The organism is Extibacter sp. GGCC_0201 (assembly GCF_017566055.1).
GTDB lineage: Bacteria > Bacillota > Clostridia > Lachnospirales > Lachnospiraceae > Extibacter.
The window spans coordinates 1-218 of record NZ_JABFCH010000203.1; the positions used below are offsets into that span (position 1 = coordinate 1).

Annotated in this window: 1 protein-coding gene; it reads right to left on the reverse strand. The window is 42.2% G+C overall.

Annotation, left to right across the window (positions count from 1 at the left end):
* Positions 1–218 (reverse strand): hypothetical protein (locus HJV72_RS19265; protein WP_208073488.1); only part of this gene is annotated, 218 nt, incomplete at both ends.

Below are 218 nucleotides of genomic sequence, written 5' to 3' on the forward strand. Positions count from 1 at the left end.
GGCCTGATCATTCAAAATTACCGAGCGGTATTCTTCCGGATCCGTAATGCCGATATATTCAATCGTTAAACCTGTCTCCTCGGAGATATAGTTAAGGAAATCAACGGCAATTCCCTCTGCCTCTCCTGTTTTCGCTGCAACATTCTGTATCGGAAGCTTACCGTTTAAAACAACTGCCCTTAAGGTTTTATTCTGTGCAAGATAGGACTTCTCATTTT